The sequence below is a fragment of the Mesorhizobium sp. M0060 genome, from assembly GCF_040323155.1.
Lineage (GTDB): Bacteria > Pseudomonadota > Alphaproteobacteria > Rhizobiales > Rhizobiaceae > Mesorhizobium.
In genome coordinates, this window is sequence record NZ_JAMYUP010000143.1 from 1 (window position 1) to 2,301 (window position 2,301).

At 62.1% G+C, this 2,301-nt stretch carries 1 protein-coding gene; it reads left to right on the forward strand.

Annotation, left to right across the window (positions count from 1 at the left end):
* Positions 1 to 649 precede the first annotated feature (649 nt).
* Positions 650 to 2,254, forward strand: coding sequence for a group II intron reverse transcriptase/maturase (ltrA, locus tag NKJ94_RS37220; protein ID WP_352532739.1), 1,605 nt, complete (start codon positions 650 to 652; stop codon positions 2,252 to 2,254).
* The last annotated feature ends 47 nt before the right edge of the window (positions 2,255 to 2,301 follow it).

The following is a 2,301-nucleotide window of genomic DNA, read 5'->3' on the forward strand; positions in this document are numbered from 1 at the left end:
CCCGTCAGTGCGCCAAGCACAGCCCTCTAACTCTTTGACCAGAAAGGAGAAAAGCCGAGTTGGAAGACTAGCCACCAACATCTCCGGAGGGCGAAAAACCCTCCCCGCCACACGGTGCAGCGTGGGGCGCGAAGCGAACGGGTGAGGCCGACCGGGTGCTTCCGGAGAGCCGTAAATCAGCAGAACCCGTTAAAGCCGGGCGTGAGGGAACTTCCGATCCCGAGAACGGCCCGGCCAGCAAGTCCGCCATGGAGAGGGAAACCGAACCGATGGCCGAAGCCCCGTCAGGAGGTTCCTCACCGACTCGGAAGTGGGTGAGGCAGTCGAAAGACTTGTGGAGTGCCGACGCGCGATTGATGGGTGCGCGTCAGGGATGTCGGGGAAACCCGCCATCAGCGTCCGGAAAAGCCTGCAAGGCCCGGAAGCCGGATTCCACACGGGGTAGAGTCGGCTCCTACAGCGGACGAGGAGCAGCTGGTGGAACTTGGGAACCTGCCCGCGTTGCCGACCCTCACGGGATCGGCTGGCCGAAGCGACCGGCGAACGCGCGAAGCGGGGGCGGAGCCTGCGTAGTAGTCCGAGGACGGGAAAGCCGTCCGCATGGCGAAGGCGGGCAGTGGATACATTTTGCAAGCAGGAGAGGGACACCATGTCCGACACGGTGAATACCGGGTTTATTCTCGACATGCAGCGCAAGCTGTATCGGTGGAGTGCCGCGAACCCCGACAAGACGTTTGCGGATCTGTTCAATATCGTATGCGATCGCGGAACGCTGCTTCATGCCTGGCAACGGCTGGCTCGTAACAGGGGCAGCAACACGCCCGGCACGGACGGCGTGACGCGCAAGGCGGTCGAAGGGCGACCCGATGGGGTCGCAGGCTTTCTAGAGGACATCCGGCGAGACCTGCGACAGGGAACTTACCGGCCTGAACCTGTCCGGCAGAGGCTGATACCAAAGCCGGGTAAACCGGGAAAGTTCCGACCCTTGGGTATACCCACGCTCAAAGACCGACTGGTCCAGATGGCGCTCAAGCTGGTGCTGGAGCCGATCTTCGAGGCGGACTTCTATCCGACCTCGTATGGCTTCAGACCCGGCCGGAGCACCCATGACGCGCTCGCCAGGGTGCGTCACAAGTTGAACCCGACATCGGCCGGTTCCTCGCGGACCCGGTATGTGATCGAGGGGGATATCAAGGGGTGCTTCGATGCCATCGATCATCACGTGCTGATGGAGCGCGTGCGACGCCGCGTCCGGGACCGCAAGGTCCTGCGGCTCGTGCTCGCCTTCCTGAAGGCCGACATCATGATCGAAGGCAGCCTTCGGCACCCGGTGACCGGCACCCCGCAAGGGGGAATCGTCTCGCCGCTTTTGGCCAACGTCTATCTGACGGCCATAGACGAGAGATACCGGCGCTGGGTTCCCAACCCGCGCGACAAGACCCGCGAGCGGGCGCAACAGCGTCTGCAATCCGACTATCAACGTGGTCGGCCGGGCTTCTACATCGTGCGATACGCGGACGACTTCGTCGTTCTCGTGCAGGGAACGCAACAAAATGCCGAAGAAGAGCGTCTGGCGCTGGCGCAGTTCCTGAAAGAGGAATTGCGCATGGAGTTGTCGATGGAAAAGACCAAGATCACCGATGTCCAGGAAGGCTTCGACTTTCTCGGTTATCGGGTCGCGCAGGTCAGGATGCCGTCATCTGACCGGCGTGTCGGCCTGCTCTTCATTCCGAAGGGCAAGTCGCAGTTCCTACGCGACAAGATCAAGGTCAAGGTGAGGGAAAGGCCAACAGGCCAGACCCTTGCTGAACTCATCGACGACCTCAACCCGGTCATCATCGGCTGGCGCAACTACTACCGCTATGCCACACGGGCATGGAGGGAGTTCAGCAAGCACGATTGGTGGCTGTACCGGCGCATAAAGTACTGGCTCGGGAAGAAACACGGCAAGGCGTCTGGAAGGACACTGCGCCGTATATACGCCGAGTCGGGAGCCGGGAAAGGCGGCAGTTGGCGAGTGGGCGGGAAGAAACTCGCCCGGTTCGCCGACACCAAACGCCCGCGATACCCGGACCGGGGCCTTCGCATACCGAACGGATGGAACGACCCGGATGAGCACTTCCGAAAAGGGGATGCCACCTTCTGGGAGTCGACCAACGCCTTCGCCACGCTGCGAGGGTCACCCGTGGCCGAAGCCACGCATGGAGAGCCGGATGCTTGGAAACTTGCACGTCCGGTTCGGAGCGGGGGATGAAGAGACCTGCCTCGGAGACGAGGTAAGGCGCTTCATCCCTACTCTAC